This is a genomic window from Elusimicrobiota bacterium (assembly GCA_016722575.1).
Taxonomy (GTDB): Bacteria; Elusimicrobiota; Elusimicrobia; order FEN-1173; family FEN-1173; genus JADKIY01.
Window position 1 is genome coordinate 44,168 of sequence record JADKIY010000007.1, and the last position, 13,752, is coordinate 57,919.

Here is a 13,752-nt window from a genome sequence, read left to right on the forward strand (position 1 = left end):
TCATCGGCCCCGGGGGTGGGCGAAAAACAACACCCGGGTTCCCGGTTCAAGCGTCGTTTCTTCCCGCACGTCGAAAGACTCCCCAAGGCATTTCCGGAAATTCACCAAGTCATAATCGGGCCGGCGATCCCCGACTTTTTTCCCCAGGAGATCCCGCACCCGGGGATCCTCGCGCGTGGCAAACTCAATGACGATCGGCGCCCCGAGGCCGCCCAACCATTCCACCCACTCCCGGAGGGGGACGTTCCGCGAAAGGACTAGGTGGTGGGTCAACGCCAGGCACAGAACGAGGTCCGGTGCCGATCGCTCTTCCAAGGTTCGTCGCTCGCTCCCCCGCCAGCCCTGGGCCGGGGAGGGGTCGGCCAGATCCTGGACGAGGGGAAGGACGTTTTCAACGCCCTCCCGGGCCAGCCGGCCGCGAAGGCCTTCCACGACGCCGGGATCGGCGTCGAGGGCCAAAACCCATTCGGCGGAGCGGGCCGCCTGAACGGTGAATTCACCATCGTTGCACCCCAAATCCCAAACCCGGCGGGTCCGTTGGCGGTCCAAGGCGCGCTCGACAAATCGCGCCTTCTCCCTCCGGCCCGATTCGGAATAACTTTCACTTCGACGGTAATCCGCCCAGGCGGCCCGCGGGGCGCCGGACCGAAGCCCCGCCACGATGCCCCGGAGGCGGGCGACGTTTTGGAGGACCCCGGATAGGGGAACCGCCTTCTTCATTTCCTTCTGGAGGGCCGCGGGATCCAGGCGGTCGCTCCAGCCTTCCAAAAGAGACTGCACGACGACGTCCCTGAACACCCCGGCCTTGACCCAATCCCGCCAGGGGAGAAGGCGGGCCATTTCCCGGGCTCGGAAACCTTCCAGGGCCCCCCGCATCCAGCGCTGGAAAGGAACGCCCCGGTAAGCCTCCAACAGGAGGGGATAAAGGAACAAACGGCAAAAATCCCCGTACCCCGGCCAACCCGTGGCGTCGCCCCGGGGTTCAAAGGAAGGCACATCGATGAAGACGGGGCGAAGTCCGCGAAACTGAACGTTGTAGGGGGTCGCGTCCCGAAGGTCAAACCCGTGCTGGAGCGCCTCGGCCAGCAAATCCAGAAAAAAAACGGCCGCCTCTTGAAGCGCACCGAAGCTCCATTCGTAGGGGTACGACACCATCGGAAGCGGTTCGTGCTCCAAAACGCCGGCCCAATCGCCCGGAGGCAGAGCGAGATCGGTCCGGCCGTCGGCCAGGGGGCGGGTTTCGATTAGACGCTTTGATTCCGAGAGTCGAGCGAAAAGTTCCGATCCGCTGAATTGACGCCAGGCCGACCACCCCTCGGCCGACAAGGCCCGAAAAACACGCCCGTCTTGAAAAAAAACGCGACCCCGGGGGTCCCGAAAGGAACCGGGATCGGAGGTCATCGCCAATGCCTCAAGGCGCTTCCGCGCCGTTTTGAAAGGAAAAGGGCAGGGCGTCTTTAAAGGCGGGAAGGCGGCGGAGGGCGGCGACCAGGGCGTCCACGTCCCGGAGGGTCCGGCGCCGCTGGGGATCGGGGAGGCGGATTTCCAGAACGTCCTGACCTTCGACCATGCCGACGATGGCGGCGTTCATGGATTTAAGCGCGGCGTTCGCCTGGCCGACCGTGGCCCGGGGCTTGAGGACCACGATGAAATGGGTGGTGGAGACGAAGGGGCGGCCCTTTTCGTCGAAAAGAATCTCGGTGTCGGGGACGCCGGGGGAGGTGCGATCCACCACGGCGGCGAGGGCCTGGGCGGACGCCGGGCCCTCCAACAACACCCCGGGGGGGGCTTCGCCCAAAGCCGGCAGGCCGGCCAACATTAGCGCCGCCCAAAGAACGGTCGCCGGCCGGGACGGGTTCATCCCTTGATCGGGGCGGGCGGTTCCACGCGCGTCATGCCCCCGGGCAGTCGCGCGGCGATGCGGTTGTACTGCTCGGCGAATTTCGGATCGGGGTGGGACCAGGCGTCGATGTAGCACACCCGGCGGATTTTGGCCTGGAGCATTTCCTTAAGGCAGCCGAAGCAGGGCTGGAGCGTGGTGTAAGCCGTGCCGCCCGCGACCGCGATGCCGAAACGCGCGGCGGCCAAGAGCGCGTTTTGCTCCGCGTGGACGCAGATGCAGAGGTCGTAGCCCGTGCCCTTGGGGTATTTGTCGCGGTTCAGGCACCGTTCGCAGCCGCCGTCGGTGCAGTTGGGCATGCCTTCGGCGGTGCCGTTGTAGCCCGTGGAGACGATGCGGCGGTCCACCACGACGATGGCGCCGACCCGGCTTCCGCGGCAATCGGCCCGGCGGCAGACGGCCTGGGCGATGCCCATGAAGTAAGAGTCGAAATCCGGCCGGGAAAAACCGGGGGTCTTAATTTTTTTTGTCATGTTTTTTGAAGGCCAAGGAGGCGGAGTTGATGCAGTAGCGGAGGCCGGTGGGTTTCGGGCCGTCCGGGAAAAGGTGCCCCAGATGGGCGCCGCAACGGGCGCAATGAACCTCGGTGCGGGTCATTCCAAAAGATTCGTCGCTGTCGGTTTCAACGTGGAGGTCCTCGGCCGGACGCCAAAAGCTGGGCCAGCCGGTGCCGGAGTCGAATTTCGTTTCCGAGGAAAAAAGTGTCAGGCCGCAGGCGCCGCAGACGTATTCGCCCGTCTCGTGGTTGTTCCAATATTTGTTTTGAAAGGCCGGCTCCGTGCCCTTCTCCCGCATGACGTGGTAGGCCTCGGGGGGGAGGGCTTTCTTCCATTCGGCGTCGGTCTTGGCGATTTTTTGGTCCAGGGGAAACCTCTTTTCCGCGGCGAAGCCGACGGCCGTCCACAGGGCGACGGCCAGCAGGGCGGCTGGCCTTACTCGAAGGAGCATAGATATTCGGCGAGCCCCTTGTCCACCGCGATCTCAAAGGAGGATTTGCCCGGCACCTTGAAAAACGTGCCCGCGGCGTAGTTGGTCCAAGCGGCGGCCCCGGCAATTTTGACCCGGCAGACGCCGCCCGTGATGTCCATGCGCTCGGGGGCGTCGGTGTTGAAGGTGTAGCTCCCGGGGTAAATGAGGCCCGCGGTTTTCTTGGACCCGTCCTTCAACAAGAGCGTGTGGCTGACGACTTTTCCGTCGAAGTAGACGTTCGCTTTGGGTTTGACGCTGACGTTGTCGAATTGCTCGGGGACGCTCATGGCCGCCTTTTCTTGAAGAGGGATTTGATGTTTTTGAGATCGGGAGACGCGCCCGGGCCGGCGGCGCCGCGGATGGAATTTTCCAGTCGGTCTTTGATGGCGTCCAGGGACTTTTCCTGCCCGCCCAGCTTTTCCCCGATGGGTTTCAGCCGTCCGTCCAGAAGGCCCGCCAGTTGGGAGCGGTCGCCGTCCACCAGGCCGCTCACCCGGGATTTGAGTTTTCCTTCCAGGGCGTCCATTTCGCCTTTGGCGGCGTTTTTCAGGATGCCGTTCAGCTCCTTGTCCAGGGTGGAGGATATCTTGATGCGGGGTTGGGTCGCCGTTCCCGAGACTTCGAACGTCACGCGGGTGTGGGTCACCCCCGCCAGGGCGTTCTTGAGCGCCCGGGCCACGGCGTCCTTGTCCGGAGACTCGCCGATTTTAAGGCGAAGGCCCGAGAGGTCCAGGTCGATGGTCCCGTCGATGTTTTCCCCGGCGCTTTTAAGGCGCGCGGTCAGGCGGCCCACCCCTCGGTCCACGGTCACGGGTCCGCCGACGTTCCCCAGGGCGACGCCGGCCAAGGAAAGGCCGTTAAAGGCCAAAGCGGCCGTTCCTCGTGCGGGGTGGGGCGCCAGGTCTAACGAGGCGTCCAATTGAAGAGCCTGGGTCGCGGATTTGCCCGCCAAGTTCAGCGTGATGGGGCGGCCCAGGCCTTCGGGATCGGAGGAAACATCCTTCAGGGCGCCGTCGTAGTGGATCCCTTCGGCCGTTTCCATCCTCGCCAGGTCCCGGTCCGCCACGTGGAGGGTCGATCCGCTCACGTCGGCGGTTTTCAAAAGGAACGTCGGCCAGCGGTAATGGAAGGGAAAAGCGATGTCCTGGCCCCGGGGCGCCGGGGCGGGGGCGTTCGCCGTTTTTGTTTTCTTATCGCCGGCGCCGCGAAGTTTTTGAATCTTGTGGAACCACCCCAGGGCCGTTTGAATTTTGCCCATCCAGACGGGCCCCACCAACGCCCGGGTCACGCCGTCGGCGGAAAACCCGGAGCGGACCAGGGCCAGGCGGCGGTCGATGTCTTCTTTTTTAAGCCGTTCGATGTCCGCCAGGGCGACTTTGCCCGCGGCCGCCTCCCGGTCGAAGGCCGACCGAGCTTCCCGGAGAGAGTTTTGGAATTTCTCCACATCGGCCCGGAGGCTTTTGCCCTCGTCCAACAAATCCTTGGCTTTCTTGACCCCTTCCACGCCGGAAAACTTTTCGTTCTTCACTTTGTCGGAATAGGTCCGCACCCGGTCGGCCAGGGCCGCGCTGTCCAGGGCCCGCCAGCGGTCGGGCCATTCGTCCTTGGCCTTGGCCAGGCGGTCCTTTTCCTCCTGGATCCGCTTATAGGAGGCGAGGCTGTCCAGGGTGACCCATTTGTCGGGATCGTATTGGTCTTTGATATTCCCCAGGGCGAAGCCCCCGGCGTTCCGGGCGGCTTCGGCCACGGCGGAGGGGGACTCTTTTTCGGCGCCTCCGGCGGGCGCTCCGGGCAGGGCCCCCGACCGGCTTCGGGGCGTGCCGGTTCGAACGCCCAATATTTGGGCGCTGTCGACGACGCATTTCTTCCAGAAGAGCGGTTTGGGGGCCAGCTTGAAGCGCAGGGTTTCAATTTGGACCGCGTTGGTCAGGGGGTTGTTGGCGTCGGTCACCCGGAGGTCCGACAAGGCGAGGGTGAGGCCCCAAAACCGGGTCGACACGCCGCCCAATTCCACCCGGGCGCCGTTGGCGGCGGTGCCGGCCTTCTCGAGACCCAAGCGAAGGCCCCGGTCCAAAAAGAAGTGGGTCCCGGCCCAAATTAGAGCCAGGGGGACGAGGATTATCAATAGCCGTTTCCAGCGAATCACGAGAATTTCTCGATCAGGGCGTAGTATTTGGAGGCTTTGATGAGTTGGAAAATCTTCCACTGCCGGGCCTTGGCCAGGACGACGTCCCGGTAGCGAACAACGCCCCGCTCGGACAAAAGGAAGATGGGAACAAAGAGAGCCAGAGCGACCACCAGGCTTCCCAGGGTGAGGGTGTTGTTGAATTTGGTCCAGGGCAGGACCGGGGTGTTGTAAAGGGTTTCCCAGAATCCCGCGAGGGCACGGACATCGACCAATAGGAAGCGGCCGACGGCATTGAAGAGGGGCGCCAGCAGGAGGGCGGGGAGGGATAGGACCGCCGCCGCAAAGAGGGCCGCGCTCTTGTTCACGGGCAAAAGGAATATCAGGAAAAGGATCAGGGCGTTGTGAAGGCTCCCGGTGGGGGTCAGGCCGATCACGGCTCCCAAGGCCGCGCCCCCGGCGATGGCCCGGGGAGAGGCCTTTTCGTTCAGGACTTGAATAAAGTTGATGAGAAGTTTCAGCAGAATCATAGGGGGATTTTAGGTTACCGGGCGGCGGATCGTCAAATGAACGGCGGCGCGGACGGGCAGGGGGTCAGGCGGCGGGCCGTTGGCTTTGTTCGGCGAGGCGATGGGCGTTCAGATGATACGAAGCCACGGAGACGGTTCCCGAGAGCATAAAGTTTCCCAGGGCGGAAAGCCCCAGGGGGGAGGGACCGACGCCCTGTCCGATCGCTTCGATGGACACCGAAAGGATCGGCATCATAACCCCCAGGACCAATATGAAAATGTTGGCGGAGGACTCCACCATTCCGATCACCGCCGACGACCGGGGCCAGCGGTACATCACGACGGCCGCGGCGGTGCAGAGCGAGTAATAAAGAGTCCGCGCCCAAGGGGCGCCGATGAAGGGCCCCACCCGCAAGGGAACGTGAAAAAGAAGGTCCGCGACGCCGAACAGCGGTGTGGCGGCGTAGTAGCGGCGAAGCCAGTCGATGGAACGGGGAGTCATTTGGCCCCGAAGAGGGCGCCGACCCTGTCCCAAAAGGAGAGGTCCCCGTCGGTGGGGTCCGCCGTCGTGTGGGGGCGGTATTTGACTTTGGTGCCGTAGGTCCGCAGGTGGTCCAGGAGGTCGGGGGTGACCTCGTTGGTCGCTAAATAGTCGAACAGGGCTTTGACGTCCGGCGGGAGGTCCTTGTCCAGGGAGGTGTGGGTTTGCCCGTCGATGGTGATGACCGAAACCCGTTGGCCACGAAAAAGTTTCACCTCTTTCTCGCCCTGGACGGGGGGCCCGCCGGCGGATTCTGTTTTTTCACGGTAAATCGCCTGGTTGCGGGTGGCCCGCCATTGGCGCCATTTGGCCAGGAGTTCGGGGCTGAAGCCGTCCCGTTGGATCCACTCCATAAGGCGCTGGACGTCCTCCGGCACATTGGCGTCGCCGGGCCGGTAGGTTTTGCCGTCCAAAATGAGCTCCAAGGCCGGGGGCGGCGCGGCCGGGGCGGGGGCGTTGGAACCCACCCAGCGGTAACAGGCCCAGCAATGGGTCCGGACCCGCTCGTTGTATTGCCCGCAATGGGCGCAAAGCACCCGATCCACTTCCTGGGTCGTTTCGAAACGGAGCTCGCCGATTTCCAAATGATCGAAGCGTTTAAGGCGGTCCAGGGCGGAGCGCACGTCCTCCGGCAGGGCCGGACTCCGGGGAGGTTCCAGGTGGTCGAAACGGTCGGCGTTACCCACGGGCGCGGGCGGCGGGCCGGGTGCGTTGGGCGGCCCAGGTCCTCAGGGCCTCGATTTCTTCGCTCATGGTCCGGGACAGGGGCACCAGGTCGGCCGCGCTCTGATTCAGGTCTTCGGAAGTCACCTCGCGTCGGGCGGCGAAGGCTTCGTGGAGGGCGGCGACCACCACCTGTTCGATCTCGGCGCCGGAGAAACCCGCGGTGGCGGCGACCACCGACGCGGTGTCGAAGGCCGCGGGGTCGCGTTTCTTCTTTTTCAAATGGATGGCCAAGATGGATTCCCGCTCGGCGGCGGTGGGAAGGTCGACGAAGAATATTTCGTCCAGGCGCCCCCGGCGCAGAAGTTCCGGCGGCAGGGATTGGATATTGTTGGCGGTGGCGGCCACGAAGACCGGCTTCGTTTTTTCCTGGAGCCAGGTCAAGAAGGTCGAGAAAACCCGCGCGGTCGTGCCCGCGTCGGAAAAATTGGACGATTGGGTGCCCGCCAAGCCCTTCTCGATTTCGTCCAGCCACAGGACGCAGGGGGCCACGGATTCGGCGGTCTTGAGGGCCCGGCGCATGTTCTCCTCGGACTGGCCGATGAACCCGCCGAAGAGCGCCCCCATGTCCAAGCGCAGGAGGGGCATTTTCCACAGCCCCGAAATGGCTTTGCAAACGAGGGATTTGCCGCACCCCTGAACGCCCAGAATCAGGACGCCCCGGGGGGCGGGCAATCCGAACTCCCGGGCGCGGGCGGAAAAGGCGTCGCCCCGCTTGTGGAGCCAATCCTTGATCTCCTCCATGCCGCCGACCTGGGCGAAGGGAACCTGGGCCTCGAAATATTCCAATATCCGGGACTTTCGAATGACCTGACGGGTCTCCTGAAAAATCATTTCCAGGGCGCCCAGGTCCAGTTTGCCGTTGGCGACGATGGCTTTGGCGAGGACGTTTTCCATCTCCGCGATGGTGAGTCCCAAAGCCCCTTGAATGAGGCGGTCGCGGTCCTCCTCCGACAAAGAGACTTCAAAACGGTTGTTGGCCCGTCCGGCGGCAATGACATCCGCGAAGACTTTTTTCAATTCCTCGGGCCCGGGAAGATCAAAATCGACCACCGTGACCTCTTTTTCAAGCTCGATGGGCACGTTGAGGAGGGGAGATATCAGCGCCAAGGTCCGATGGCTGGCCTTGAACGCCACGGACAGTTCGCGGAGCCGGCGCACCACGAGGGGGTCCGCAAAGAACGCGTGGAGGTCCCGAAAAACGAACACAGCCTTGGACGCGAGGGAAGGAAGTTTGTCGAGCGCGACTTTGGGGTCCCGGGTGGCCGCGTCGGGAGCGCCCGCGGCGTCGGTCAGTCCGGCGGCCGCGGACCAGGTGAAGACCTCTTTGCCCAACCGGGCGGCGATGTCGCGCAGCAAGCGCTCGGCCCGTTCTTCTTCCCATGAAACAAGTTGAAGGAGGGGGTACCGAGCGCGGATCAGGGTTTCGATTTCCGTCTCTTGGGGGGAGGCCATGGAAACCCAAGTCTAACGGCAATCGGTGTTTTCGTCAACGGTGGGGGGGCGCCTTCGCGGCCCGGGGAAAGCCCCGAGGCGTATTTTAAGGATTGAATATATGACAAAATTGGTATACTATTGAAAGGACAAAGCACCGTCCGCTGGGGAATTGCGAAAACGAAGGCAAATTTTCATGGCTTCTTGACAGTTTCGGCCGGCGGTTGATATACTTACGACGATACGAACGCACTGCGGCCTTTCCTCTCTGCCATAAGAGCCATCCCCTTAAGTATGCACGTTGACGACAAGGACGTCGGGTCAGACCGACACGGAATTTTTCGGCCATCGCCAAGGAGAAGATGATGTCTAAAAAAATGGTAACGATCGACGGCAACGAGGGCGTCTGCCACGTCGCCTATAAACTGAACGAAGTCATCGCCATTTACCCCATCACCCCATCTTCCGGCCTGTCCGAGCGCGCCGACCTGTTGGCCTCCATGAAGAAACCCAACCTGTGGGGGGAAGTCCCCACCGTGGTGGAAATGCAGTCCGAAGGCGGCGCCGCCGGGGCCGTGCACGGGGCGCTCCAGACCGGGTCCCTGTCCACGACCTTCACCTCCTCCCAGGGCCTTTTGCTCATGATCCCCAACATGTACAAGATCGCCGGGGAACTCACCTCCACCGTTTTCCACATTGCCGCCCGCTCCATCGCGGCCCAGGGCCTCTCCATTTTTAACGACCACCAGGACGTCATGGCCGTCCGCCAGACGGGCTGGGCCATCCTCTCCTCCAACTCCGTCCAGGAAGGCATGGACATGGCCACCATCGCCCAGGCCAGCACGCTTCTCGCCCGGGTCCCCTTCCTCCATTTCTTCGACGGGTTCCGCACTTCCCACGAAATTCAAAAAGTGGAGCTGGTGTCCGACGAAGTGCTGGGCGCCATGATCGACCAAAAGCTCATCAACGAACACCGAAGCCGCGGCTTGTCCCCCGAACACCCCTTTATCCGCGGCACCGCCCAAAACCCCGACGTCTACTTCCAGGCCCGGGAAACGGTGAACCCCTACTACAAGAAAGTCCCCGGCATCGTGCAGGCCGAGATGGACAAATACGCCAAGCTGACCGGCCGCCAATACAAGATTTACGATTACTACGGCCACCCCGAAGCCGATCGGGTCCTGATCCTCATGGGCTCGGGCTGCGAATCCGTCTCGGAAGTCGTGGATTACCTGAACGCCAAGGGCGAAAAAGTCGGCATGCTCAAGGTGCGGCTGTTCCGGCCGTTCTCGGCGGAACATTTCGTCAACGCCCTGCCCAAGTCCGTCAAGCAGATCGTTGTGTTGGACAAAACAAAAGAGCCGGGCTCCCAGGGCGAACCCCTTTATTTGGACGTGTCTTCCGCCATCATGGAGAGCGTCATGGAAAACCGGCTGCCGTTTGCCATGCCCCGCATTTACGGCGGCCGCTACGGGCTCTCCTCCAAGGGAATTCAACGCCGGCATGATCAAAGCCCTCTACGACCACCTGAAGGCCGGCACCATGAAGAACCATTTCACCATCGGCATCAACGACGACGTCTCCCACACCAGCTTGACCTACGACTCGAACTTCATCGTCGAAGACAAAGACACCATCCGGGCGGTCTTCTGGGGATTGGGCGGCGACGGCACGGTGTCCGCCAACAAAAACTCCATCAAGATCATCGGCGAAGACACCCCCAACTGGGCCCAGGGCTTTTTCTACTACGACTCCAAAAAGGCCGGCGCCATCACCATCAGCCACCTGCGCTTCGGCAAAAAACCCATCCGCTCGGCCTACCTGATCCAAAAAGCCAATTTCGTCGCCTGCCACGACTACCAGTTCATGGGCAAATACGACGTCCTGAAATACGCCGAAGAGGGCGCCACCTTCCTCCTCAACAGCCCGCTCCCGGCCGACCAGGTGTGGGACGACCTGCCGGCGGAGGCCCAGAAAAAGATCATCGATCGGAAAGTGAAATTTTACGTGTTGGACGGCTACGCGGTGGCCAAGCAGGTGGGCCTGGGCCGTCGGTTCAACATCCCCTTGCAGACGGCGTTCTTCGCCCTCGCCAACATCCTTCCCAAGGAAGAGGCCGTCAAGCACATCAAGGAATACATCGAAAAGACGTGGTCCAAGAAGGGCGAGGACGTGGTGCGCATGAACAAAGCCGCCGTGGACATCGCCTTGCAAACCCTCACGCAGGTGAAGTATCCCAACCAAGTCACCTCCACCAAGTCCATGCAACCCGCGGTGACCTCCAACGCGCCGGACTTCGTCCAAAGCGTGACGGCCATGATGATCCGGGGCGAAGGCGACCTCTTGCCCGTTTCGGCCATGCCGGCCGACGGCACTTACCCCTCCGGAACCACGCAATACGAAAAGCGGAACCTGGCCCTGGAAATGCCCGTCTGGGACGAAAGCCTCTGCATCCAGTGCGGCAAGTGCGTGATCATCTGCCCGCACGCCTGCATCCGCGGCAAACTCTACGACCAGGCCGCGGCCGACGCGGCCCCGGCGGAGTTCCTCAAGGCCAAGGCCATGTTCGGGCCCGCCTTCAAAGACAAGTTTTACACGATCCAAGTGGCGCCCGAGGACTGCACCGGGTGCACGCTTTGCGTGCAGGTCTGCCCCGCGAAGTCCAAGACGGACCCCACCCACCGCGCCATCAACATGACGCCCCAGCCGCCCATTCGGGAACGGGAGAAGATCAAGTGGAACTATTTCGACGCCCTGCCCGACATCAACAGTTATTCCATGGACATGAAGGCCGTCAAGAACGTGCAGCTCCGGGACCCGCTCTTTGAGTTCTCCGGCGCCTGCGCCGGTTGCGGCGAAACGCCGTATTTGAAGCTCATCACCCAGCTCTACGGCGAGCGGGCCCTGGTGGCCAACGCCACCGGGTGTTCCTCCATTTACGGCGGCAACCTGCCCACGACCCCCTGGTCCAAATCCCAGCGCGGGTTCGGGCCCGCTTGGTCCAACTCCCTCTTCGAAGACGCGGCCGAATTCGGCTACGGCATGACGCTCTCCTACGTCAAAAAAGTCGGCTACGCCCGCAACCTCGTGACGTCCCTGCGGGACGCCATCGGCGCCGAACTGGCGGACAGCCTGCTCAACGCCGTCCAAGCCACCGACGCCCAAATCGAGGAACAGCGGGTTCGCGTCAACACGCTTCTTGAAAAATTGAAAACCCTGCCCACCTCCCCGAAGATCAAGGACCTGCAGAACCTGGCGGAGAACCTGGTCCGCAAAAGTCTCTGGATCGTGGGCGGCGACGGTTGGGCCTACGACATCGGCTACGCCGGGTTGGACCACGTGCTGGCCAGCGGCGAAAACGTGAACATCATGATCATGGACACCGAGGTCTATTCGAACACCGGCGGCCAGTCCTCCAAAGCCACGCCCTTCGGCGCCATCGCCAAATTCGCCTCGGGCGGCAAGGGCAAGCCCAAGAAGGATTTGGGTTTGATCGCCATGACCTACCAGAACATTTACGTGGCCCAGGTGGCCATGGGCGCCAACGACAACCAGTGCCTGAAGGCCTTCCTGGAAGCCGAGCAATACGACGGGCCGTCCTTGATCATCGCCTACAGCCCCTGCATCGAGCACGGGTACGATCTAAGCAAGAGCGTGGGCCAGACCAAGAGCGCCGTGGATTCGGGCTATTGGCCCCTGTTCCGCTACGATCCCCGATTGGCCAAGCAGGGCAAGAACCCCTTCCAGCTCGACAGCAAAAAGACCACGCCCCTGCGCGCCCATTTGCTGGGCGAAAACCGGTTCGCGCCCCTCACCAAGGGCAAAGACGACGTCACCCTCCAATCCATGGAGCACGCCCAAAAGGCCATCGACGATCGCTGGGCTTTTTACGAACGTCTGGCCCAGCAACCGGCGCCCAACGCCGCTTCCGTCAACAGCGCGGAAGCCCTGCCGGCCATGGCCGCGGCGGTGGTCACGAAGTAAGCTTCAACGGTTGATTTGAACGAAAGATCCCGGGGGACACATGGCCCTCCGGGATCTTTTTATTTGGGGGGATCTTATTCGATCGTCCGGAGGAACGGAGGGACGGGAAAATCCCGGAGCCAACGGATCTTCCTCAGAGGGGAGGGCTTTTTTGGGGGGGGGTGAATCTTGACAAACCGGCCTTTTGGGTCTAGCCTTGGGGTGTCATGAAACTTATACCCGAAGCGCATTGTCCCCAGTGCAAGGGCCCCATCACGTTTTTCGACGTTCTGGGCATTGTCACCCCCTTCCAATGCATCTATTGCGTTTCCTGCGGGGAGATGGTTTTCCTTAAGCACCGGTGGACCTTTCTGGTGGTGGCGGTGCTGGCGGGGGCGACGATGTTGATGTTTTCCATCGAGCTCGTCACCAAAAGCCTGGCCTCGCTGTTGGCGACGCTCTTGGGGGCCTTCGCCGCCCTCGTGGTATTGGAAATCGTCATGACGGGATACGTGGTCAAAAAGAACGACTTGGTGGTGCGGCGCCGCTGACGCCCGGATGCGGTGTTGGTGGTGGAGGAAAATCGGACCCCGCCTTCGGGCGGGGTTTTTTATTTCGGAAGGGGTTGCGGCGCCCGGGTCTTGAGGTAGGCGACGTAGTCGGCGATGCCTTTTTCCGGCGGGAAAGCGGCTTTGAAGCCCATTTTGGTTTCCGATTTCGTCATGTCGGCGCGTGTGGCTTCCTGATAGAACCCATACGGGTTGTCGAAATACTCTGTTTTCGGCGAAACCCCCAGGGCGCGGCCCAGGTGGGCGATCAGGTCGTTGAAAGGGGTCCCCAGCCCCGTGCCGACGTTGAAAACGCCGTTGTCGGGATATTCCCAGGCTTTCCAATTGGCGGCCACGACGTCTTTCACGTAAACAAAATCGCGGTACTGTTCGCCCCATTTGAAAATGCGGGGGGATTTCCCGGCGGCGATTTGAAGGTAGAGCTGGTAAATCATGCTGGCCGCGGCTTTTTTGTGAAACTCCAGAGGGCCGTAGACGTTGAAATAGCGCAGTCCCACGGTTTTGACCGCCGGGTGGGCGTCGGTGAAGGTTTTGGCGGCCTGTTCCATTTCGACTTTGCTCACGCCGTAAATATTGGCCGGGGCCGGCGTCTGGTCCTCGCGGTTGGGCACCGGACCTTTCCCGTAGGTGGCGGCGCTGGAGGCGTAGACGACCTTGGGGGTCCCGGTGCGGTGGGCGGCGTCCAGGATGCGCACGAAGGCCCGAACATTGACGTCCCGCATCAGCTTTTCGTCCATGACGGTGGTGTCGGTGATGGCGGCCTGGTGGAAGACCCCGTCGAAGCGGCCCAAACCCCCAAAATCGAAATCCCGAATGTCGCCGGCGTGGACGGTGCCTTTGAAATCGGCCAAATTTTCGCGCCGGCCGACGCCGAAATGGTCCAAGGCGTGGACCTCGTGGCCCTGTTGGGCCAACGTCAACGACACGTTGGCGCCGATCAAACCGCCGGCGCCGGTGACTAAAAACCGCATGGACGACTCCTTGATTGGGGAATGGGGCCATTTTACCAAATCGGGGGA

Annotated in this window: 12 protein-coding genes and 1 pseudogene; 2 read left to right on the plus strand and 11 right to left on the minus strand. The window is 62.3% G+C overall.

Going from position 1 to position 13,752, the window contains the following annotated elements; all coding sequences use genetic code 11:
• From IPP68_12140 to IPP68_12185, 10 genes are all read right to left on the minus strand, one after another.
• On the minus strand, nucleotides 1-1,401 hold the full coding sequence (locus IPP68_12140) for a class I SAM-dependent methyltransferase (protein MBL0351099.1): 1,401 nt from the start codon (nucleotides 1,399-1,401) through the stop codon (nucleotides 1-3).
• A gap of 10 nt (nucleotides 1,402-1,411) precedes the next feature.
• Nucleotides 1,412-1,861, minus strand: a complete 450-nt coding sequence (locus IPP68_12145; GenBank protein MBL0351100.1) for a hypothetical protein — start codon at nucleotides 1,859-1,861, stop codon at nucleotides 1,412-1,414.
• A complete protein-coding gene (locus IPP68_12150; protein ID MBL0351101.1) occupies nucleotides 1,858-2,316 on the minus strand; it encodes a dCMP deaminase family protein in 459 nt (152 codons plus the stop codon). Before IPP68_12150 ends, IPP68_12145 begins: the two co-directional genes overlap by 4 nt.
• Before the next feature lie 40 nt (nucleotides 2,317-2,356).
• Nucleotides 2,357-2,848 (minus strand): peptide-methionine (R)-S-oxide reductase MsrB, encoded by a 492-nt coding sequence (msrB, locus tag IPP68_12155; protein MBL0351102.1) that lies wholly within the window; start codon nucleotides 2,846-2,848, stop codon nucleotides 2,357-2,359.
• Nucleotides 2,833-3,156, minus strand: a complete 324-nt coding sequence (locus IPP68_12160; GenBank protein ID MBL0351103.1) for a pyrimidine/purine nucleoside phosphorylase — start codon at nucleotides 3,154-3,156, stop codon at nucleotides 2,833-2,835. Before IPP68_12160 ends, msrB begins: the two co-directional genes overlap by 16 nt.
• Nucleotides 3,153-4,994, minus strand: coding sequence for a TIGR03545 family protein (locus IPP68_12165; protein ID MBL0351104.1), 1,842 nt, complete (start codon nucleotides 4,992-4,994; stop codon nucleotides 3,153-3,155). Before IPP68_12165 ends, IPP68_12160 begins: the two co-directional genes overlap by 4 nt.
• Nucleotides 4,995-5,011: 17 nt before the next feature.
• Entirely contained in the window at nucleotides 5,012-5,524 is a 513-nt protein-coding gene (locus IPP68_12170) for a TIGR03546 family protein (GenBank protein ID MBL0351105.1), read from the minus strand.
• Nucleotides 5,525-5,588: 64 nt separating this feature from the next.
• Nucleotides 5,589-6,005 (minus strand): hypothetical protein, encoded by a 417-nt coding sequence (locus IPP68_12175; GenBank protein ID MBL0351106.1) that lies wholly within the window; start codon nucleotides 6,003-6,005, stop codon nucleotides 5,589-5,591.
• Nucleotides 6,002-6,730, minus strand: a complete 729-nt coding sequence (locus IPP68_12180) for a hypothetical protein (protein MBL0351107.1) — start codon at nucleotides 6,728-6,730, stop codon at nucleotides 6,002-6,004. The genes IPP68_12175 and IPP68_12180 overlap by 4 nt, the downstream gene beginning before the upstream one ends.
• Complete coding sequence (locus IPP68_12185) at nucleotides 6,723-8,222, minus strand: AAA family ATPase (GenBank protein ID MBL0351108.1); 1,500 nt, start codon at nucleotides 8,220-8,222, stop codon at nucleotides 6,723-6,725. Before IPP68_12185 ends, IPP68_12180 begins: the two co-directional genes overlap by 8 nt.
• Nucleotides 8,223-8,563: 341 nt before the next feature.
• Here IPP68_12185 and nifJ point away from each other — a divergent pair.
• Both nifJ and IPP68_12195 read left to right on the plus strand, forming a co-directional pair.
• Nucleotides 8,564-12,185 (plus strand): annotated as a pseudogene (gene nifJ, locus IPP68_12190) (pyruvate:ferredoxin (flavodoxin) oxidoreductase).
• Between the two features lie 206 nt (nucleotides 12,186-12,391).
• Nucleotides 12,392-12,715: a hypothetical protein gene (locus tag IPP68_12195; GenBank protein ID MBL0351109.1), complete on the plus strand. Its 324-nt coding sequence runs from the start codon at nucleotides 12,392-12,394 to the stop codon at nucleotides 12,713-12,715.
• A 59-nt stretch (nucleotides 12,716-12,774) separates the two neighbouring features.
• Here the strand turns inward: IPP68_12195 and IPP68_12200 are convergent, their stop codons facing one another.
• Entirely contained in the window at nucleotides 12,775-13,704 is a 930-nt protein-coding gene (locus IPP68_12200; protein ID MBL0351110.1) for an NAD-dependent epimerase/dehydratase family protein, read from the minus strand.
• Nucleotides 13,705-13,752: the final 48 nt, after the last annotated feature.

What these genes read in the sequence shown, in the direction of transcription:
- IPP68_12160 (MBL0351103.1), bottom strand. Translation starts at nt 3,156, where the DNA reads ATGAGCGTCCCCGAGCAATTCGACAACGTCAGCGTCAAACCCAAAGCG.
- IPP68_12170 (MBL0351105.1), bottom strand. Translation starts at nt 5,524, where the DNA reads ATGATTCTGCTGAAACTTCTCATCAACTTTATTCAAGTCCTGAACGAA.
- IPP68_12150 (MBL0351101.1), bottom strand. Translation starts at nt 2,316, where the DNA reads ATGGGCATCGCCCAGGCCGTCTGCCGCCGGGCCGATTGCCGCGGAAGC.
- IPP68_12145 (MBL0351100.1), bottom strand. Translation starts at nt 1,861, where the DNA reads ATGAACCCGTCCCGGCCGGCGACCGTTCTTTGGGCGGCGCTAATGTTG.
- IPP68_12140 (MBL0351099.1), bottom strand. Translation starts at nt 1,401, where the DNA reads ATGACCTCCGATCCCGGTTCCTTTCGGGACCCCCGGGGTCGCGTTTTT.
- IPP68_12185 (MBL0351108.1), bottom strand. Translation starts at nt 8,222, where the DNA reads ATGGCCTCCCCCCAAGAGACGGAAATCGAAACCCTGATCCGCGCTCGG.
- msrB (MBL0351102.1), bottom strand. Translation starts at nt 2,848, where the DNA reads ATGCTCCTTCGAGTAAGGCCAGCCGCCCTGCTGGCCGTCGCCCTGTGG.
- IPP68_12175 (MBL0351106.1), bottom strand. Translation starts at nt 6,005, where the DNA reads ATGACTCCCCGTTCCATCGACTGGCTTCGCCGCTACTACGCCGCCACA.
- IPP68_12200 (MBL0351110.1), bottom strand. Translation starts at nt 13,704, where the DNA reads ATGCGGTTTTTAGTCACCGGCGCCGGCGGTTTGATCGGCGCCAACGTG.
- IPP68_12195 (MBL0351109.1), top strand. Translation starts at nt 12,392, where the DNA reads ATGAAACTTATACCCGAAGCGCATTGTCCCCAGTGCAAGGGCCCCATC.